At 71.4% G+C, this 21,545-nt stretch carries 8 protein-coding genes and 1 pseudogene; 5 read left to right on the top strand and 4 right to left on the bottom strand.

Annotated features, from left to right (window positions below; genetic code table 11):
* The 4 genes and pseudogenes from GA0070215_RS28075 to GA0070215_RS18850 all read right to left on the bottom strand — a co-directional run.
* Nucleotides 1-1,923, bottom strand: a pseudogene (locus GA0070215_RS28075) (hypothetical protein); the annotation flags it as partial.
* Nucleotides 1,924-2,025: 102 nt separating this feature from the next.
* Nucleotides 2,026-2,823: a hypothetical protein gene (locus tag GA0070215_RS18860; RefSeq protein WP_018789244.1), complete on the bottom strand. Its 798-nt coding sequence runs from the start codon at nt 2,821-2,823 to the stop codon at nt 2,026-2,028.
* Between the two features lie 89 nt (nt 2,824-2,912).
* Entirely contained in the window at nt 2,913-3,215 is a 303-nt protein-coding gene (locus GA0070215_RS18855; RefSeq protein WP_018789243.1) for a WXG100 family type VII secretion target, read from the bottom strand.
* Nucleotides 3,216-3,246: 31 nt separating this feature from the next.
* Complete coding sequence (locus GA0070215_RS18850; RefSeq protein ID WP_018789242.1) at nt 3,247-3,567, bottom strand: WXG100 family type VII secretion target; 321 nt, start codon at nt 3,565-3,567, stop codon at nt 3,247-3,249.
* Nucleotides 3,568-3,853: 286 nt separating this feature from the next.
* Between GA0070215_RS18850 and GA0070215_RS18845 the strand changes: the two genes are divergently transcribed.
* Genes GA0070215_RS18845 through GA0070215_RS18805 form a run of 5 tightly spaced genes read left to right on the top strand, consistent with a single transcriptional unit; the run spans nt 3,854 to nt 21,545 of the window.
* Entirely contained in the window at nt 3,854-4,270 is a 417-nt protein-coding gene (locus tag GA0070215_RS18845) for a YbaB/EbfC family nucleoid-associated protein (protein WP_091048021.1), read from the top strand.
* Nucleotides 4,267-5,229, top strand: a complete 963-nt coding sequence (locus GA0070215_RS18840) for a hypothetical protein (RefSeq protein ID WP_091048017.1) — start codon at nt 4,267-4,269, stop codon at nt 5,227-5,229. The genes GA0070215_RS18845 and GA0070215_RS18840 overlap by 4 nt, the downstream gene beginning before the upstream one ends.
* Before the next feature lie 12 nt (nt 5,230-5,241).
* Nucleotides 5,242-19,494, top strand: a complete 14,253-nt coding sequence (locus tag GA0070215_RS18815) for a hypothetical protein (protein WP_167361533.1) — start codon at nt 5,242-5,244, stop codon at nt 19,492-19,494.
* Between the two features lie 58 nt (nt 19,495-19,552).
* Entirely contained in the window at nt 19,553-20,626 is a 1,074-nt protein-coding gene (locus GA0070215_RS18810; protein ID WP_091048010.1) for a hypothetical protein, read from the top strand.
* Nucleotides 20,627-20,639: 13 nt separating this feature from the next.
* Nucleotides 20,640-21,545 (top strand): GlcNAc-transferase family protein, encoded by a 906-nt coding sequence (locus tag GA0070215_RS18805; protein ID WP_091048006.1) that lies wholly within the window; start codon nt 20,640-20,642, stop codon nt 21,543-21,545.

The following is a 21,545-nucleotide window of genomic DNA, read 5'->3' as shown; positions in this document are numbered from 1 at the left end:
CGGCACATCCGGCACCGCCGGCACATCCGGCGCACCAGGAACCTCCGGCACCACCGGCGCACCCGGAACAGCCGGCGCACCCGGAACAGCCGGCGCACCCGGCGCAGCCGGCACATCCGGACCCAGACCAGCACCACCAGAACCCACACCCGACGGCGCATCCGGCACCGGAGCCCCCGGAACCACCGGCTGCCAATCCCCCGGATCCCCCTCCACCAGACCACCCGAATCCGGCACCTCAGGCAACTGCCCACCAACACCCGGACCACCAGCACCCGGCGGCATCATCGGCGGAACCATCGGCGGAACACCCGGCACCACCGGCACATCCGGCACACCAGGAACCTCCGGCACGTCTGGCACACCAGGGACCTCCGGCACCACCGGCAGCTCCGGAACAGCCGGCGCGTCCGGCGCACCCGGTCCCGACGAACCCGGAGCTTCGGGAACCGCCGGCACTTCCGGTGCCAGCGGCGGCGCAGGGACGTCCGGCAGGTCCGGCGAGGCCGGCGCATCAGGAATCACCGGGGGCTGGACAGCACCGCCGGAATCCGGTGAATCCGTTTCCGGCGGCTGGCTGGTCCCGCCGTTCGCAGGAGGCGGGGCAACGACCGGGGGAACGACGGGTGGCGCTGCGACCGGCGGCGGAACGACCGGTGGGGGTGTGACCGGTGGCGGAACGACACCACCGGAGGGCTGGTCGACGCCGGACCCGTCGGTGGGTGGACTGTCGAAGCCCGGCAGGCCGCCGACCGGGGCGGGAGTGACGATGGGCGGCGCGGGAGCGAGGTCTGGTGGTACCGGCACCGTGGAGTTGTGGGAGTTCGGCGGTGGCACCACCTGCGGGGGCGGGAGCCCCCCGTCCGGGTCGGGCGGACCCTGCGCAGGCGGCGGAGTGCCCGGGGGCGCCACCGCCGGGGGCGGCACCACACCCGGCGGCGCCACCTGGGGAGGCGGCGTGACATCCGGCGGCGGAATCGTCGGGGGAGGCGTCACCTCGGGAGGCCCGCCTGCCGATGGCGGCGTGACATCCGGCGGCGGAATCGTCGGCGGAGGCGTCACCTCCGGAGGCCCGTTCGTTGGTGGCGGCGTGACATCCGGCGGCGGAATCGTCGGCGGAGGCGTCACCTCCGGAGGCCCGTTCGTTGGTGGCGGCGTCACATCCGGCGGCGGGATCGTCGGGGGCGGCGGCGTCGTCAGGGGCGGCGGCGTGGTCAGGGGAGGCGGCGTCGTCAACTGCGGTGTGGTCGGCATCGTCGGCTCCGGGATGTCCGGCTCGCCGGTCCCGCCCGGTGGAGCCACCGCGTCGTACGTGAAGTTGTACTGGTCGGCCAGGGTGCCGACGACCTGCGCCATCTGCCGGGCCATCGGCTTCTCGAACGCGGTACCGCTGATCGGCACCAGCTTTCCGCTGGTGCCGACCCCGCTCTCCCTCGCGATGGTCGCCCAGTCGTAGTCGAGCTTCTTGATCGCGTACTGGGCCCAGGCCAGGTAGTTGGCGCTGTTGAGCAGTTGGTGAGGCACCGAGTTGATGTGGTTGGTGCCGGCCACACCGGCGATGCGCTCCGCCTGGCTGCCCAGCCAGTCAGCGAAGTACTGCATCTTGGCCAGGAACGCGTCGGCGGCGGCCCCCTGCCAGGCGCGCTCCGGGCCGGCGATGGCCTCGGCCTGGCGGCGGATGAAGTCCTCCAGCCAGATCAACGTCTCCTGGGCGTTGTAGAACGCCGTCGAGGCGTCCATCACCGACTGCGCGCTGACCAGCCTCGCGGCTTCGGCCCGGCCCTCCTCGGTCTCCAGGGCCGCACCACCGTCCACCGATGCGAGCAGCTTGCGCCAGCCGCGCTCCTCCTCAGCCCACTGCTGGTAGTCGAGGAGGTTCGAGGTGTCGATGACCGCGGGCCGGAAGGTCGCCTCCTCCTCCACCCCCCTCCTCCAGGGGTCGTTCTCTTCTTTCTCGTTGTCCCCCACGCCCGCCTCTATTCCGTCCTACTCACGATCAACCAACAATCGGGCAGCTCGCGGGTACTACTGGTCTCCGCCGGTATTGGTGCTGCTACTGGCCCCGTACTCGGAAAGACCTTCGATCTTGCCCCACGCGGACCCCATCTGCTCCCGCAGGGAACTGGCGGTCATGTCGTTGAATTCCTCGGCGTTGTCGTAACCGTCCGCGATCTGGAGAAGGCCCTCCTTGACCGCGACCAGCGCCCCATGGGTGGCCAGCAGCACCCCCATGACGTCACCACGCAGACCCGCGTCGTCCGCGCTGACACCCTCGATCCGTTGGCGCAGCACCTCCGCCTTGGCGAAGCCACCGGGCAGCATGTTCAGCTCGGCCAACTGGTTCCGCACCGTCAGGAGGATGTTCGTACCGTCCGTGAGCCCGACGACCCGGTCGACCTGGTTGGCCATGTGACGCAGGGCCTCGGTGCTGACCGACAGTTCGTGGTTGGGATTGTCCCCACCCGAGTATTCGCTGTCCTCAGGGTGGTCGACGGTCGTTTCGAGTTCGTATTTCGGGTCGTCCTCGTTGTAACCGTCGACACCGACCTGATCGTCCAGAGTGTTCGGGACGATGGTGTCCCACTGGTCGACGACCTCGGCCTCGAACCAGTCGATGAGCGCCCGCTCCTCCTCGTCCCACATGGGGACCGTGACCGGAAGCTGTCCGCCGGTCCCCGAGACCGGCGTGAAGTCGACCCACCAGTACTGCTGGATGACCGACCGCGCCCAGCCGACCTCTTGTCCGTGTTCCTGGTCGTACTCCGACAGGATCCCGAGCGCATCCAGCGCTTCGATGTTCGGGTGGCTGTAGTCGATGCCCATCAGATCGTCTCCGTTGTCGGGGCCCCGCACTCAAGGAAGGAAAGCGGCTGCCGCGCCGACACGCGACACGGCAGCCGAGGTACGCCGACTCATCCGCCGCGGACGTCGTTCCAGATCATCGCGTGGCGATGTTCGGTCGTTCCGTAGTTGTCGGAGATCTGGTACAGCGTGGCCCGTGCGCGGTCCAGATGCACCGTCATCTGATCCGCCGACTGGTTCCATACCGCCTTTGACGCGTAGTACTGCTGCTGCGCGGCACCGGTCCATTCGGCGAGGCTCGCCTCGACCGTCTGCTCCATCTGCGCGAGAGCGGACTTGATGCGCACATTGATCTGGTTCATGTCGTGGAGGACGGCGTCAGCCTGCTGGAAGTTGAACGAGTAGTTCGACATGTCGGTCCTTTCTCAGGGCGCTGGTCGCCGCTCAGACGCCGGGCAGTGCGGAGCCGAAGGACGAGGCGGTGCTGGCCGCCGTGTCCTCGGCGTCCCGGTAGCCCGTCGTGGTGACACCCATGACGTCGAGCATCGCGATCAATTCGTTGATCACCTTGCCGAAGGCGGCCTCCCAGCTGTCCATCGCCTGGTTGAAGTTCGCCGAGGCCTGGCCGGTCCAGGAGGCCTGCAGGACCCCCATCTGGCCGTTCACCGCCTGCAGCGAACCGGTGAACTCGGTCGCCTTGTCCGAGAACTCCTGGGCAGCACGCCGCATGCCCTCCTCGGTCGTCTGCACCTGGGGCATCGTCATGGTGGAACTCCTCACGTCCGGTACCGCCGGTCACGTCGCCTCGCGGGCGGCTGGCCCATCCCGGGCCGACAGGAGTCTTTCCCGACCGGGAGCGCCGGCGACAGCGACGAACCGTGGTGATGCACGAAAGTCGGACAGGACTGCACTCACTCGCTCTCCCGCAACGGTCGCCGCGCAGATACCCGGGAAGACCTGCTGCCCGTTCCTGCCCCATCAGCGGGGTCGGACTTCCGCCGGCCCGGCATCGGCCCCTTCACTGGGAGGCCGATACGGAGGGAGGCAGACAGTGGACGCCAATGCGCGTATCGAGAGCCTGTTCGAGGAGTACCAGCGGCAGCGCAACAGCCTGACCGAGATGCAGCAGCGGATGCGGGCGCTCTCGGGTACCGCCACGTCACCCCGGCGCGAGGTGACGGTCAGCGTCGGGCAGAGCGGGGTACTGACCGACATCCGGTTCCCGACCTCGGCGTACAAGCGGATGACCCCCTCGGACCTGAGCGAGGTCATCCTGGCCACCTACACCGACGCGAAGGAATCCGTGCTGGCGCAGGCCGCCGAGGTGCTCGCCCCGATGCTTCCGGCCGGAATGGACGCTCGCGCACTGGTCGACGGGACCGCCGGCACCGACGCCTACCTGCCGGCCGAGCCGCGCATCGCCACCAGCGTCCGCGAGATCCTGGGTATGCGCCAGGCCCCGCGATGACCCACCGCGGCCGGCTCTACGTCGACCCCGAGGGCGTCGTCTCGACCGGCAGGAACTACGGCGAGCACGTCCACATCTACGACGGTCACCTGACCGAGACGGAGGACCTGCGCCTTCGGTACGCCGACGCCTGGGGCGACGACGAGATGGGCTCGGCCTTCTCGACCAGGTTCCTGGCGGGCATGGATCATCTGGACGGGCTGGTCGGCGGGGTGCGGGGTCGGCTGGCGTACACCTCGGAAGGGCTCGTCCAGTTCGGTCACGCCTACCAGGTGGCAGACGAAGACGCCGCTGACGTGAGCCACCGGATGCTCGCCGACTTCGGCGCGCCGGCCGAGCCTCCCCTGGATCAGGCCAGGACCCCGCTACAGCCGACACGGGCCCTGGCGGTGCACGCCGAGCCGGACGACGGCACCGGGCCGCCGCCGTCGGACACCCTCCGCAGGCTGGAGCCGACCCGCAGCAGCATCCTCCTGGAGGCCGCGCCGGTCGGCGTACCCGCAGAGGCCGCGCCGGCCGGCGTACCCGCGGAGGCCACGCCGGCCGGCGTACCCGCGGAGGCCGCGCCGTCCGAGGCCGTGTCGTCCGAGCTCACGACGTTCCAGCGCAGCGAGAGAGCGTTGCCGTCGGAGCCGGCTATCCCGGCCACGTCCACGTCGCTCAGTTTCCCGGCCGCCCACGTGAACGGCGGGCCGGTACCTTCCGGGCAGCACCTGGTGGCGTTCAACCCGACCGCGGACGGGATGGTCCGGATCGACGGCAACCTGTACGACGCCGTGGTGCCCGTCGCCGGCACGTCGGTCACCCAGCCCGACGGCCAGCCGGTCGACCCGACGGGACGGCTGTTCTTCCTTGTCAGGGACGCTCCCCCCGTCGACCCGGCAGCGCCCGGATACCGGCCGCTCGTGCTGACCTACGGGCCGGACGGTGGCCTGCTCCCACCGAGTGCCGCCAGCTGACCGGTACCCGGCATGCCCGACTTCCACATCCCCAACGACCCCGAATGGCAGTGGGCCTACGACCTCATCCTCTTCGGCGTCGGTGAGGAGTTCCCCAAGGCCGACCCGACCGCGCTGCGGGCGATGGGCGAGGATCTGTACAAATTCTCCAGCCACCTGTTGAACGGCTTGGGAGGGACCGCCAACCTGGGCAACTCGTTGGGCAGCCACCTGAACGGACCGGCCGCCGACGCGTTCTCCGGGTTCCAGGGAGACATCACCAGGAGTGTCCCGGACGGCGCACAGGTGGCCCTCCAACTGGGCCACGCCGCATACCAGTTCGCCCTCGACTCGGAGAACACCCAGTACAACATCGTCATCGCGGCCTTCACCCAGGTCGTCGAGATCGCCATCGCTCTGGCCAGCGGATTCGGCGCCGCCGCCGTACCCGCCCTGGTCAAGATCGGCCAGGAGATCGTACGCACACTGATCAATTTCCTGCGCCTCCGGCTCCAGAACCAGTTGCTGCACCTCGTCTGGGAGGGCGTCCAGGAGGGCCTTGAGGAGGTGTGGCAGTCCGCGGCCGCGGACCTCATGCAGATCGCCGAGGGCAACCGGAAGGAGATCAACTACCAGAACCTGCTGATGGCCTTCGCCGGAGGCTTCTTCATCGGTCTCGGCGTGAGTGGCACGCACTGGATCGCGGGCAAGGCGTACCCGAAAATCAACAAGGACGTGTACAGCCGGGAGACGCTCTCCGCGTTCTCCGAGACCCTCTTCGAGGGACTCTTCACCATGATGGTGGGCGGTGGAGGCTTCAACCCCTTCGCCACGTTCACCTCGTCGATCATCGGCGGCATGGCGCACCACTACGCGGAGGTGTTCGGTAAACAGTTCGGTCCGAAAGTCGGTCCGAACGACCTCCGCCCACCTCCGACGCTAGACTCCCACGACCGCGACCCGAACGCCTCCCCGCAGCCGCCGGCCCAGGGCCCTCCGGTACCCGTGGACGAGAAAGGCCCGAACCCGCAGAACTCCGACACCCCCTCCCCCACACCGATCGCCCCACCGCCGGTCGCCCCCACACCACCACCCGCCCCACCACCCGTCGCGCCGGTTCCCACCGCACCGGATCCCGGCGGACCAGCGTCCACCGAGGCTCCCGCCGGGGCCGACGGCCCCGCGCCGGCCCCGGGCGTCGTGGCGGGCAACCCGATGCCGGCCACCACCGGGCCGGTCCCAGCCGACGCGACAGCACCCCGGCCCGCGGCATCGGACCCGCCGGCGACCGACGCCGTAGCCACGCCGAGCGACGCACCGCCATCACCAGTCCCCGTCGCCGGCACCCCGCCCGGAACACCGATCACCCCTGCCGGATCCCCACCGGCCGACACCGCCACGCCCACCCCCGGCACCGCCACCCCCGGCACCGCCACGCCCACCCCCGGCACCGCCGGGCTACCCGGCGCCACGCCGCAGGCACCCCCGGCCGCCAGCGGCGTCGACGCGACGGCCGACCCCGGTCAGACCGGTTCTGGTACGCCCGCACTCCCCGGGACGTCCACCCCGCCGACGGCACCGGCCGGCCCCGCTGAGACAGGAGTCCCGGACGCCCCTGGCGGTGTCCCGGTCGGTGCCGGTTCACCCGCTCCAACCGGCGGTGTGGTCACCCCGCCGGCCGCGACCGGTGCCAGCGCATCGGGCGGCGACGCAGCCCAGACGGCTTCTCCCGGTGCACCAGCCCCGACGAACCCGGTGGATACGCCGGCCGGCGTACCGGCGGCTCCACCTCCAATGTCCGGTACGGCTCCGAACTCCCCTCCGACGGCCGCACCGCCGGACACCACCGCAGGGCCTCCCGCCGACGGCACGACCCGACCGGCTGAGGGGACGACGGCCACGCCTTCCTCATCTGGTACGCCTCCGATCACACCGCCCGTGGCCGCGGGGACGCCCGATTCGACTGACGGACCGGACAACACGGGTGTGTCCCCCGTCCGGCCGGCCCCGGGGACAGGAACGGCTCCGGCCGTCCTCCACCCACCGGCGGCCGGTGGCCTGCCCGGCCTGGCCCCTCCCTCCCCCGCCGCGAACGCCCAGGTGCCCGCCCCGGTGCCACCCGCATCCGCAACACCCGCAACCGGCATCAACGGCAACACGCCAACCAACAACACCGCCAGCCCAACCACCCCGCCAACCAACAACACCGCCAGCCCAACCACCCCGCCAACCAACAACACCGCCAGCCCAACCACCCCTCCAACCAACAACACCGCCAGCCCAACCACCCCGCCAACCAACAACACCGCCAGCCCAACCACCCCTACGCAGTCCGGTGATCCCGCGCGTCCGGCGGAAGCCCCGCGACCGGCGCCACCGACGGCGGTCTCCGTCGACGGCTTGTCACCTATCGAGGGCCCGACCGCACCCGCCGCCGTCCCGAGCCAACCCCGGGCCGACCAATCCGTCACCGCCCCTGCCGAGCCGCCGGGCTGGACGGGCGGCCCGACCTCGACCTCGGATCCCGGGGCCGGGGTTGACGCAGAAGACACGTGGACCCGTGACCCGATCTGGGACAGTGACGCGGATGCAGATTCCGAGACCGGCTCGATCTGGGACGACGATCCGGGCAGGGAGACCGACGCCACCTGGGACGACGATTCCGACGGAGTCGCTCCGGCGGACCGCCCGGCCGCCGGTCCAACACCGGCGCAGAGCGCCCCGGAACCGGCCAGAGCGCCGGTTGGCGCGGCTCCGATCGGACCCCGCGAGCCCGCCACCCACGGTGAGGACCGGCTCCGGCACGAGCCCGGTTCCCCTGTGGGCTCCTCCCCGACGACCGTGGCGGCCCCCACCGCAGCCGTCGTTTCCGCCGCCGAGCTGAGCACCGATGCGGTGAACGTCGAGGCAGAGACGCGGGTCACAGCCGAACTCGACCAGCCGGGACATCGGCCTCCATCCGCGCCGTCCGGCGCGGCGGCCACGACTGTCGCGGACACCGGGGTCGCCGGCGCCGGGACCCGTGGGCCGGCCGACCCGGTCCGCGGCACCCACATCGCACCCCCCGCGGGTACCCGGGTGCCAGCCGGACTCGTGCTCCTCGACCCCGATCAGACCGACAACTGGACCGCCGCGCACGACCACCCCACACGCGCGGACCACTACGTGGTCTTCGCCCACGGCACGCCCGACGGTGTCGTGGTCGACGGCAAGCTCGTCACCCCCGAGCAGCTCGCCGCCCTCATCACCGGCGACCCACGCTCCCACGGCAAGCACATCGTCCTCGCCGTCTGCGACATCGCGACCGGCGACTACGACCTCCGACTGAGCGATCAGCCCGGGATCACCGCGGTCAGCGCCCCCGAACTCACTGCCTGGACCACCCCGGACGGCCGCATCCTGTCCGCTGCGATCTCGCACACCCCGGCCGGGCACCCCCGCCCGGACCTGACCCGGCCCGGCACCTGGCGACACTCCGGGAAGCACCCACCCGCCAGCCGCATCACCCGCAACCCTGTCCTGCCGACGCCGGACCCGCTGACCGGCAGCGCCACCAGCAGCCCACCCGCGCCACGCCAGCACCAGACCGTCGGGGAGGTGCCGGGACACAGCAGCCCGGGCGGGTACGTCGCGTGGACCCTGCGTCGGGAGCCGGCCCTGCCGACCATCCCCGAGGTGGAAGAGATCGAACTCGACGAGCTACCGCCGGCCGCAGACCCTGTCGCGACCGCTCCGGCGTCCGCCGCCGACACCGCCACAGTCGTCAACGTCGAGGAGAACGACCACAACCCACCAGCCGGCACCACCACAGAACCCCACCCCGACGACAACCACCAGAACCCACCAGCCGACACCGATCAGATCGACAGCACCTCCGCCGTCGTCGTCGCCACGGTGCCGCCCACGGCGCGCACCGGGGACAACCCGCTGCGCGGTCTCTACCGGGACCGGCCGGACCTGCTCAACGAACCCGACTCAGTCGACGACCTGGACAGCCTGGTCAGCGGCCTCGACCAGAGCATCCACCACGCGGTGAGGCGGCGCGCGGCCGAGAGTTCGTGGATCGCGGCGATGCTGTCGCACCTTTCGGTCGACACCAAGCCCGTCCAGCGGGCGCTGCGCGACGAGCTCCGGTCGTTCTTCACCACCGGTGGCCGGAGCTTCTTCCTCCGCGACGGCCTGCACCGCTGGCACCGGGTTACCGTCCGGCCACGCTGGAACCCGGCGGACGCGCAGGTGATCGACCAGTCCGAGGACAAGGCCAAGTTCGACACCCGCAGCGACTGGTCCGACGGTTCGAAGCAGGCGTCCTCCGTCGGCAGCTCCGGGGCGATCAGCGCCGGCACCATGATCCCGCAGCGGGTCGGACTCGGGGGCGGTTTCTCGGTCGACGTCTCCCTGTCGCGCCCGAGCGAGACCTTCCAGGACAGCGTCAAGCTCACCGACTCGCACAACGTACGGAGCGGCTCCGGCTCTCACCTGGTGTCGGTGCCTGCTGACTTCGAGGTGGTCGTCACCGACCCCTACGAGTCGCTCACCGGTCCGCGTCCGGCCACCCGCACCATGGGTGATCCGGTGCGGGTGGGTCTGACCCTGCGCGGCGTCGACGACATCGCGAACGCACAACCCCGGCAGGTCACCGTCCCCGTCGACCCGGCCCGGCACACGTCGGTGCTGGTCGAGAACTTCACGCCGGCACGTATCCTGAGCGCCGGGATCGACCTGCCGTCGGGGGTGCCACCCACCGACTCCTGGAACGACGTCGCCGAGGACGCCCTGGTCCGGCTACAGCCCACCAAGACCGTGCCGCCGGGCAGCGTCGGCGCGGATCAGGGCCGCCGCATGCTCGAGGAGACCTCGATGGTGGGCAACCTGATCCCGGCGCTTGAGTCCGCCGGGCACCCGTCGACGATCACCAGCCAGCACGGCAACCACGCGCTGTCGGTCAAGATCACAGCGGCGGTGACGGAACTGTCGGTGACCGCGGACATCGCCAAGTCCTCGTTCCGCTGGCAACCGGGAGAGGTCGGGTCGACGAAGCTGGCCCAGATGAGCCGGGTCGGTCTCGGAGTGTCGGCCATTCCCGCCCGCTGGAGTTTCGGCCCGGCGTACGTCCAGGGGCGCCTGTTCGGTGGCTTCCTACGGTCGATGATCACCTCCGTCTCCCGTGGCGGTGCGTCCCGGATCGGGACCGAGTTCAAGGACATCCCCAACGTCCTGGTGGAGGCCCGGGTCCGGGTCACCATCGACGCCGGGGTACGCGAGGTGCCACTGCAGCGGCTGCCGTTCGGGGAGCGCGGAACAGTCGAACCGATAAGGCTGGACATGGTGGTTCTCGGCCGGCTGCCCGCCAGCCGGCTGGCCCAGCTGCTGCATGACGCGAGTCCTTTCGCCCCGTCGCCGACCCAGTGGCACGCGCCGCCGTACGCGCTGACCGATGCGCGTGCCGTCACCTACGGTCTCAGCGCCTTCAACCAGCTCTACCTGGACGTGACCGGCCTGGTCCGCCGCTTCCCGGGCGGGTTCCTCCCCCGTTACGGCGAGACCGACAAGGTCTCCTGGATGGGATCCAGCCGGGCCGCTACCGAGCGGCAGACCAACCAGAACGAGTTGGACCGCGTGCTGACGGTGCCCGGCCTCCGCCAGGGCAGGAAGAGTCTGCTGGGCGGCGGGCTGGTGGCCCAACTGAGCCGGACCAAGCCGTTCGGCACCCCCCGTCTCGTGGTGCACGTCACCGGCCGCTACACCAGCCCCCTCGACCACAAGGGCACCAGCAGGAACGACGCGGTACGAACGACAGACATCGACAGTTCCGAACAGAAGCTCTCCGCCGACGGCCAGTGGCGTACCGCTGTGGCCGTGGAGGGTGGCGGCATCTTCCGGCTGGTCGGCAGCGTGGGAGGCACCGCGCTCGTCCCCGCCGGCGCGTTCGAGTATCGGCACCGGGTGGGCAGGCAGAGCAGCACCCAGCTCGCCGGGAACGAGAGCCGACTGATCGGCGGTACTCCTGACTCCGAGGCGTTCGGCACCGACCTGGAGATCACCGCGACGGTCTACGCCTACGCACACCGTCCCGGCTTCGACTCCCGGTCCCGGATCGGGTTCGCCCGCGTCCTGCGACCGCGGCTGCCCCGCCCGGTGGCCGGGGAGACCGACGCGACCAGCGTGGTCCGGACGACCCGGGAGCAGGTGACCGCCGCCGGCGGCAGACAGTTCACCCGGTTCCGCCTGACGCAGGCCCGGCCGGTGACCGTGCAGCTCGACGCGGCCTCGGTCGTCGCCACGCCACTCTCCCTGCCGGTGACGCTCACCCCGGCCCCGGACCCGCTCGGCGTCGCCCGACGGACCCGGTTGGAACAGTCCGCACTACGGGAGTGGGTCGACGCCGAGCCGACGGTGGACGTCGACGACTGGTTGGCCATCGAAGGGCTGCCCGGCAGTACCTTCGTCGCCAAGCTGGCCGCCCACGCACTCGGCGCGGCACAGCAGTACGGCAGTGCCCCGTCCCGGACCCACCTACGGGGGGTACGCGGCATCGACGGCCTGATCGAGGGCATGCCGGTATGGGCGACACTGCTCGACCGGATCGGCCAGTTCCGGCAGGGCCACGGTCTGTCGTCGATGTTGAACGGCGTGTGGCTGGTCGACCGGCTCACCAACGCCGACGACGGTGCGGCGACCGACATCGCCATCGCCGCGGCCCTGACCAAAGCCCGACTGGTGCCGACGGCACACGTTCCCGTCTTCAGCGAGACCGCCTCGACAGGGTCGGCCGAGGTGGGGGCGTCCAGCCGGGTGGAGGACCAGTTCGCGTTCCGGAGCCTCTTCTCGGCCACTCTCCGCCGGCTCGGCGCCGACACCGGCGGCACCAGCAGCGGCGGCGTGCTCGGCACCGCCGGCCACGAGAAACTGCTGTACGCCGGGGGTAAGCAGAACAGCGAAAGCGTCAGCGGGGCGATCGAACGCAACGTCAACAACCGCGCCGGCAGGAACCGGACCTTCGTCGTCTCCTTCGACCTGCGGGCATCGGCCTCCGTGGAGGTCACGACCGACCCGGCGCGCTACCGGATCGTTCCGCGAGCGCTGCGCAGCGGCGGTTGGCTGCACCATCACAAGTCGGTCCAGCGACACGGCACCATCACCAACGCGGTTGCCCTGCGCCTCTCCGCCCCGGCGGTGGTCGGCCTGGGTCTGTTGCGACCACTCGCCGGGGACGTCGGCACCATGGGCGCACCGTGGATGCCGCAGTCGCCGCCGGAGCTGCGCCTACTTCCCGGCCATGGTCCCGGCCTCGGTCTGTACACCATCCACCAGGCCCCGAACCTGACCGGACGGCTGACCGCCGCGCTGGAGGCCGAGGCGGCGAGGACCGACGACGGCCGGAGCACCGCCCGGAAGATACTCGACGCGATCCGCAGCAGGGGCAGCGACTCCGCCGCCGCCAAGATCTCCGCTTCGATCTCGGATCCCGGCATCGACGACACCATGTTGAACCGTCGCCGCCTGGTCGACCTGTTCAGCCGCGACGGCGTACGGCAGCACTGGCCGGCGCTCGTGGATGGCGGCCTGTCCGTCATGCACGTCAAGGCGGCGCGGACGAGCCAGCACCCGCGCGAGGTCCGCCTGGTCGCCGAGACCACCGGCACCCCCGTGTTCATGGGGTTCGTCGCGGACCACAACGACCTGGACATCAAGACCACGTACGCCCACGGGTCCGCGGAGACACGCCACCGACGGCACGGGCATCTCTTCACCGCCGGGGTGGCCGGTACCGGAGTCTCGAACCACCACGGAGAGAACATCGCGACGGGAGCCGGTGACACCGTCGGACGGGCCATCCAGGAGCAGAACGCCCGGAGCATCAGCACCAGCACGGTCCAGTCCGACCTGAGTTCGGCTCGCGGGGTCAAGGTACGGATGGCACTGCCGGTCAGGTTCTCCCTGGTGGTCTTCGACCGGGGCAGTCAGGTGGCGAGCGACCTGCTGACCGTCGAGGACCGGATCGTCCAGGACCGGTGGGCCGACGATGTCCGCCTGCCACGGACCGCACCCGCGGCGCGACCGACCACCTACCGGATCCACGCCCCCGGCACGCCGGCGCCCGGCTGGCGGACGTTGAACGGGCTACCGCTGCCGCCCCGGTTCAGCGCCGAGGACCTCGGTCGGGTCGCCCAGTTGCAGGACACCGTCGAGCGACTGCTGTCCGGCACGGCCAGGCGACTGAGGCTGCCGGGCTATGCCGGCGCCCACCAGGTACACCAGAGCCTCACCCCGGAGATCCTGCTGCCTGCCGTGTCGGCGATGCTGACCCCGGACGGCTTCGAGCTACCTCCGGTGACCAGCGCCCAGATCTTCGGCCAGCGGGCCCAGATCGTCGTCAGGCTGGTGCCCGAGGCGGCGTCCCTGCGGGGGGTCAGCTCCAAGGTCTACCGCGAGCACGCGGTACAGGACGCCGGCGAGTACAGCAGCGGCACGAGTGCGCTGGTCCAGGACCTCCGGGGGCCTCGGGTGCCGCTGCTGGGGCGCGGCAACGTCGACGACCCGTACCAGCCGTTGGAGAGCGGCGGTACGGGTGCCGTCGCGGGCGACTCGCAGGCCGCCACCGAGAGCGGCAGCAGCACCACGGGCGGGTTCGGCAACGTCAAACCGGAGAGCCGGTCGGCCCTGGTCGACTACCTGAGCCGGGTCGAGGTCGACGTGGCCCTGTCGTACTCGGCCTTTCCGTCGAGCACGGTGACCAGCGTTGGGCAGCCGACCGAGCTGCTCACCGTGTCGTTGCGGATGGGGCTGCACGACGCCCGTACCGCACTCGACATCCCGGCGGACGGCACGCCCCGGCCGGAGGCCGCCGAGCGGGTGGCCGCCTTCGCGGAGCTCGCGGCGCGGGAGGCGGAGCTGGCCAAAGCGGCGGATGCCTTCGTGTCGGCCGCGGATCGGCTCGACCAGGCCCGCTTCGATGCCTATGCGGCGCCGGAGGGCAGCACCGCACGGGCCACCTACGAGGCGGTGCTGCCCGGACTCGGCGACGCCTGGGACCAGGCGGGGCAGGACTGGTGGCATCTGGCCCAGCGGCACTACCAGCTGGTGGACGACTTCAGCAGCCGGTTTCTCGGGGTGGCACCGGCCGTCGACACCGAAGGAGCGCAGCGGCTCGCCGACCACGTCCACCACCTCGACGACAGCCGGATCGAAGACGTGCCGGACAGCGCGGACGATCCCGCCGACGACACCCCACCCACCGCACCCACCGACACCCCACCCACCACATCGGCCGAGCCGACCGAACCCGTCACCGAACAGCAGCCGGCACCGCAGCCACCCACACCACCGCAGCCACCCGAGGCGGAACCGTCCCACCACACCGACAACACCGCAGCCAGCACCACGAAGGACGCCACCGCACCGACCCCACCGGCCGGATCCCCCGAGGTGGACCCGCCGTCCCGGGACGTGCTCCGCACACCGGCCGGTCCGAGGCCGGGCCTCCAGACCGTCTCGACGCCGGGGGACGGACGCTGCCAGCTCTACTCGATCGTCGGAAGCGCTCCACAGCTGGTCGGCTCCCGGCTCGTCGCCGCCGGACTCGACACACCGGTGCTGCGGTCCTGGCTGGCGAACCCGGATGCCGTCCGCGCCCAGCTCGATGGCCTGACCGGTCCGGACGCGCCCCGCGACCCCGACGGCCTGGTGCCGCAGAGCGCCGAGTTGGGGCAGGCCGCGGAACGACTGCGGCAACTGGTCGAGCGGTACGTGCAGTCGGTCGGCCGGGACGGCATCCCGGGGACGGCCATCCAGGCGTACCGGTTCAACCGGAACCTGCGGGTCCGCGCCGAGGTGGACACGTTGAACCGGAAGGCGTTGCTCGACCGGCTCAGGTCGGCCGGTGTCACCTCGCTCCGCAATCCCGACCTCGTCCCGGCCACGACCCTTCGTGACCGGTACGTCGAGCAGCGCACCGCCGATCTGGTCGCGTCGGGGCAGGACGCCGACTCCGCCCGCACGCACGCGGAGCAGGAGGTGCCGCTCAAGCCGTCGGCGGACGGTCCACCGCGCGACCTGCACGACGACTCGCTGTCGATGCGCGCGATGTTCGACTACCTGACCGCCCACGGGGTCACCATCCCGGTGGAGTCCCTGCAAGACGCGGTCCTGCGCGACCAACTCGCGGACCATCTGATCGACCCGGCCCGGCCGGTCACCGTCGTGGAGTTCGCCGCGCTCACCGATGCGGTACGCAACTGGGAGAAGCGCTGGCGCAACGACATCGGCGAATCATTCGTCGGGCTGCTGGCCGCCGCTCTCGATGCCCGGATCCGGATTCACGCGCCCGGTCATGTCCACACGCTCGGCCGCGACGACGCTCCCCTGATCGATGTCCAGCGGCAGGGCGACCACTACCAGGCGGTCACCGTCCAGGACGTCGGAGGGGAGGTCGACACCAGTCGTCCGGCACCGGTCGACGTCCGGCCGACCGACGTCGACGCCACGACGACAGCCCCGGCGGACCTGGACCACGACTACGGTCCCGCCGTCCTACCGAAGAAAGTCAAACCGTTCGAACTCGACCCACCACGCGACCGTGACCAGAAGGGCGTCAAGGGCGACGACCTCCGCACCCAACAGGTCCGACTCAACCCGGCCCTCATGCCGCTGGCCGACTTCACCGAGTTCATCTGGGCCGGCCGGCCGGACGCGCACTGGCACTACGTCGTCGCCGAGGACGGCCAGATATGGATCGGCAGCGAAGAACTCCTCACCGCCGTCTCCGACCGGCAACTCGACGACCTGCACCGAGCGATGCGGGAGAAGGACCCCGAACTCACCCTCCGACAACTACGCGACCTCATCAACGAGCAGGGCCACCCCACGATCGGCGCGCGGTTCACCACCGACGGAAGAACACTCGCCGGCCCGGCCCGGATCAGCGGGGAACTCCACCGGGACCCGACGACCGGAGCCTGGACGGTCAACGACAAGTCGGGCCGCTACATGTCCGGCAAGGTACGCAAGGACATCAACCCCACCGACGTCCAACGCTGGCTGGAGAACGTCGCCGGACGGATCTCCGCCCAGACGGACGAACCCGTGACACCCACCCCCTACAAGCACGCCGAACCACCACCCCCGCAGGCGCAGACCGAACCCGCGCGTACCGATCCGGCTCCGGCACCTCCACCACCGACGGCCGGGCCGGTCCCCGCCGGTCTGACCCTGCTCGACGAGACGGAGACGCACCACCGGGAAGCGGCGGCGAGGGTGCCGGCCCGGCCCGGGCAGTTCCTGGTCTTCGCCCACGGGGGCCGGGACGGCCTCCGGGTCCGCGGCGAGCCGATCACCGCGTCCCAGCTCGCCGCCGTCATCGCCGCCGATCCACGGGCCCAGGGCAAGGAGATCGTCCTGATCTCGTGCGACACCGGCGGCGACATCACCGGCCCCGCCGCGGAACTCGCCGCCCAGGACGGCGTCGCCTCGGTCCTCGCACCGGCCGCGACCGCGTTCGTCACACCGACCGGCCGGATCTTCACGGCGTCGCCCACGCACAGCCCGGACGGACATCCCCGCCCCGACCTCACGCGACCCGGCACCTGGCACCGGCACACCGATCACCCACCCGCCAGCGAGCCCGTCCATCACCACGAGCTTCCGTCCCCTGACACCACCGACCAGCCCCTGGTGCCCGAGGGCACCGTCGCCTTCCCCGCCCCGTTCGCCCCCACCGCCCCGTCGACCGGGACGGGCCCCCGGACGAGCGGCCCGCCACCGCAGGATCCCGCCCACGTCCCCGAGCCGGACTACCAGCTCCTGCGGTCCGCCGATCCGGACCACCTTGCCGCCCTGCACGCCCGGGTACGCCGGCTGGTCGCCGCGCGCGTCGACGATCGGAGTCGGCTACCGCTCGAGGCGTACCGGGAGATCGCCGATGCCATGACCACGGCGATCGGCGCCCCGCCCGTCCGCCGGATGAACAACGACCCACAACGCCGGGGCGCCTTCGACCGGCAGTCGTGGGAGGTGTTCCTCCGGGCCGACCTTCCGGTGGACCAGGTCATGACCTCGCTCGTGCATGAACTGACCCACCTCGAACAGATGACGGTGATCGCTCAACTGCTCGCCACCACGGCCGGTGACGCCGCGGCGGCGGGCCAGGTCACCCCCCGTCCCGAGGTTCAGACCGAACTGTGGGAATCGCGGTCGCCAGACGACCCACGGTATCCCGCTATGCGGCGGATATGGAACAGCGTCGCGGCGAACGACATGCAGGTGAGCGAGGACCAGAGTCTCCGCGTTCTGCGCAACAGCGCCGACGCCCGGGTCTCGGCCGCCCGAGGGATGTACCAGTTCTCCGCCCGGGTCATGCAGCGACTGTCCCGCAGCAACCAGGCGCTGCTGGATGCGCGCTTCGAGATGACCCACCCGAAGTACACCGCGCTGCCGATGGAGATGCAGGCGTACCTGACCCAGCTGCGGTACGAGTCGCTGGGCTCCGTGATGGACTGGAGCGGTACACCGGTCACCCGGCTGGTGCCTCCGCCCGGCTACCAGCTCGACGGTCTCGGCCCGGCCGGCATCCACCTGCGGCCGGCCGGCGCGCCCGGCACCCGCCCCGACCGGCTGCCGCACCCGGACCGACCGATGCTCGTGATCTCGATCGCCGACCGATCCGAAGCCCAGCGCATCCTCCAGCACCTCAGGGCCGAGCTTCCACCGCGGGTTCTGGTGGAGCTGGTGCTCGCCTCACCGATCACCGCAGGACAGGGGGTGCACCTGGCCGGGCTGCTCGGACCGGACCAGGTACTCGCCGCCGCACCCGCGCTGGTGACCGACACCGAGGGCGGCCACGTCGACCATCTCGTACCGCACAGCCGGCTGCACACCGCCACTGCGCCGGCCTTCGCCCACTACCTCACGATCCACCCGACGCCGCAGGCTCCGACCCTGCTGACCCCCGTGCACGACATGCCGTACCTGGGCAACGGACGGTGGGACGTGTACCAGGGTTGGGAACTCGTCTCGATCGGCCACCGGGTATGGATCGGGCCGCCGGGCGCAACCCCGGTCATCGCCGACGACGACCCCCGGGTGGTCATCGGTGTCCCCACCCAGGACACTCCCTGGTCCGCCTGGCAGTTCGGGATGTGGGTCTCCCGGACCCTCGCCACACAGGAGGGCGCTGTCGACACCGGCATCACCCGGGTCCATCGTCCCGAGTTGCAGCCGCCCCAACTGCAGCTCACCGGGGACCTGGTACACGCCGTGTCCCCGCAGGACGTCCAGCTCGCCCGTACCGTCACCGGCCTGCCCGACCCGATGGCCGCCTACGGGTACTCCCACCCCCACCCCTTCCCGCCGCTGGACGTCGTACCCGGTCACGATCTCACCTTCACCCCCTACCACCTCATCGACGCCCTGCTCGACGTCGCCGCGCCCCCGGTGACCGAGCGCGACCCCGCCAGCGCCACGGCCGCGCTGACCGAGCTGGCCGGGCAACTGGGCCACACCGGCCCGACCGCCCTGCGCAACCTGCTCGCCGCCGGCTTCCTCGCCGCCCGCGCCTACGGCATCGGCACCTTCGGCCCGAGCCGGCTCGCCGCCGCACACCGGGCCCTGCGGCTGCTCGAACCCACAGGCGACCTCACCGCCGGTCCCGGCGCCGCCGCCGACCTCGTCGCCTGGGTGGCCGGAATGAACATCGACCAGAACGCCCCCGACCTTCCCGTCCGGCTCATGCGGATCCTCGACCGCACCCGCACCCCAGGTGTCGGACTCGGGGACCTCAACATCGCTGAGCAACGAGACGACGAGCGCATCCGGCTCGCCCTCGACGCGCTCCGGCATCGCGACGCCGGTGTCTGGGTGACCTCCGGGGTCGACCCGCAGATTCCCCTCGCCCCCGTCGACGGCGCGATCGTGCTCGCCTACCTCGCCGGCCCCGCCCTCGAACCCTCGCCCCCCGGCCACCCACCGACCACCGACACCGACCCCATGGCGGTACCGCTGGCGCTCCTCGCCGACCAGGCCCGCCACCGGATCAGTCCACCCCCCGGTCCGACGATCGACGTCCACCTCACGCCGGTCACCGACCATCCGATCACCGCCGCCGACTTCTACTGGATCAGCGGCGACCTGGGCGATCTCGACGACCGTCTGGGATGGAACGTCATCCTCCGGAAACCGGTACGACCCGACGGTACCGAGGCGCAACTGGTCGACGTCGACGAGAACGCCGGGCCACCGGAGGTCCACGAGGCGGCGACCGCGTCCGCGGGCGACGTGACGGGAACGTAAGGGCAGACCCACCGCGCCACCCTCGATCGGTCGCCGCCGGTCGTGGTCGGATGGCACCATGCCTGAGTTCCGCCGGACCGAGCACGCGCCGCAGTTCCACCGCCTGCTGCTACGGGTGGCCGGTCACGCGCCGGACGACGTCCTCGCCGACGCGCGGTATGCGCTGGCGCAGGGCCGCATCGCCGATGTCGCCGCCGCGGTGGCCTCGATCACCGTGAACGCCGGGCTCGCCCTGACCGACGAGGAGTTCGCACTGGTCGCCGCCGTCGATCCGGACGCCGTCGCGGCACTGTCCGACACCCGGCCCGACCAGTGGCCGCTTCCCCCGGTGGAGTTCCAGCCCGCGTTGGCGGACCCGGCGGTGTTCGCCCCCGAAGCCCCACCACCGATGCTGGACCTGACCGACGCACCGGCTGCGTTCGTCGGCACGGTCACCGACGACGTCGACCGGGCCGCGGTCGCCGCGGTGGAACGGGTACCCGGCGCGACGGCACTGTGGCGGTCCTGGCGGTTCACGGTCCCCGCCGGCCCGGACGCACCGGCGACGCGGGTCTTCGTCCTGTCCACGGCGGTCGCGACGGCTGACCTGCCGGTGGTCACCGCGCGGTTGCAGACGCAGCTCGGTACCACGGGGACGACCATCGAGGTGTACGTCCAGGGTGAGGCTCTACCGGCATACCAGATGCAGGCCCGGGGCGCCGCCGCGCTGCTGTGGACCGCCACCGAGCCTCGGCCGATCACCGTGGCCCGGGTCTTCGACGGGGTGGACGCCGTCACCGGACCCTGGTTCGACGACGACCATCCGCGCCTGGGCGGCCCCGACCGGGACCACGTGTTGGCGTTCCTGGACGCCGGCCGGCCGGTGCTGACGACCACTCAGCGGATGGCGGACCTGGTGGATCCGGGTCGAGGGGCGGTGGTGCCGATGTCCTACCGTACCGACGGCAGTTGGGTGTGGACCGACACCGTCTCCTACTACCTGCGTGAGCACGGCCTCGCGCCGGACCCGGGACTGCTGTACCGGGCTCGCAGCACCGGAGCGCTGCCGGCCGACACCGACGAGATCGCCGAACACCGGGTGCTGGCGGCGCTGTTCCGGCCGGCCGCGGCGAGCCCGGCCGCGTTGGGCTGACCCGGATCAGATGATGAGCATCTTCGTTTCCGTGGCTTCCTACCGGGACGCCGAGCTGGTCCCGACGGTACGGGACTGTCTGGCCAAGGCCGCCCGCCCCGACCGGGTACGGATCGTGGTGTGCTGGCAGCACCGGGGGGACGAGGACGTCTCCGCGATCGCCGCCGACCCCCGGGTGGAACTGCTCGACGTCGACGCTCGCGCCAGCCGGGGCGCATGCTGGGCTCGGGCGCAGGTGATGGGCCACTACGCCGGCGAGGACTGGTTCCTCCAGGTGGACAGCCACACCCGGTTCGCACCGGACTGGGACGCCCGGCTGCTGACGCTCGCGGCCGGCACCGGTGCCGGGAAGCCGGTCATCACCGGCTATCCGCCCCGGTACGAGCCGGCGGACGACCTGCCCGGCGACGGCCTTCCGGCCGAGACGATCGTCCGGGGCTGGACCGGCGACGGCTTGCCGGTCCTGGGCCAGCGCCCGATGACGGACCGGTCCCGGCCGACGGTACCCGCCCGGTTCGTGGCGGGTGGTTTCCTCTTCGCCCCGGGCAGCCTCGTCCGCGAGGTGCCGTACGACCCGCGCATCTACTTCCTCGGCGAGGAACTGACCATGTCGGTGCGCGCCTTCACCTGGGGCTACGACCTGTTCCACCCGACCGAGGCGCTGGCCTGGCACCACTATCTGCGGGAGGGCAGCCCCCGGCACTGGACGGACCACACTAGCACCGCGGGAACGCCGGGTTGGTGGACCCTCGACCGGGCGAGCCGCCGCCGGGTGGGTGTCCTGCTACGGCGTCCGAACTTCGGCCGGTACGGCCTCGGGCGGGTACGCCCGCTCGCCGAGTACCTGGCCCACGCCGGCTGCGATCTCACGCGGCGCACCTGGTCGGACTGGCGGCAGCCGGCGGCGGTCGGCGCCTGA

The organism is Micromonospora marina (genome assembly GCF_900091565.1).
Lineage (GTDB): Bacteria > Actinomycetota > Actinomycetes > Mycobacteriales > Micromonosporaceae > Micromonospora > Micromonospora marina.
Note: the sequence above shows the minus strand (reverse complement) of the source record. Positions and strands in the feature narration are given on the sequence as shown.

Excerpts from the sequence above, each read along its gene's own strand:
- GA0070215_RS18805 (WP_091048006.1), top strand. The coding sequence starts at position 20,640 with ATGAGCATCTTCGTTTCCGTGGCTTCCTACCGGGACGCCGAGCTGGTC.
- GA0070215_RS18840 (WP_091048017.1), top strand. The coding sequence starts at position 4,267 with ATGACCCACCGCGGCCGGCTCTACGTCGACCCCGAGGGCGTCGTCTCG.
- GA0070215_RS18860 (WP_018789244.1), bottom strand. The coding sequence starts at position 2,823 with ATGGGCATCGACTACAGCCACCCGAACATCGAAGCGCTGGATGCGCTC.
- GA0070215_RS18815 (WP_167361533.1), top strand. The coding sequence starts at position 5,242 with ATGCCCGACTTCCACATCCCCAACGACCCCGAATGGCAGTGGGCCTAC.
- GA0070215_RS18855 (WP_018789243.1), bottom strand. The coding sequence starts at position 3,215 with ATGTCGAACTACTCGTTCAACTTCCAGCAGGCTGACGCCGTCCTCCAC.
- GA0070215_RS18850 (WP_018789242.1), bottom strand. The coding sequence starts at position 3,567 with ATGACGATGCCCCAGGTGCAGACGACCGAGGAGGGCATGCGGCGTGCT.
- GA0070215_RS18810 (WP_091048010.1), top strand. The coding sequence starts at position 19,553 with ATGCCTGAGTTCCGCCGGACCGAGCACGCGCCGCAGTTCCACCGCCTG.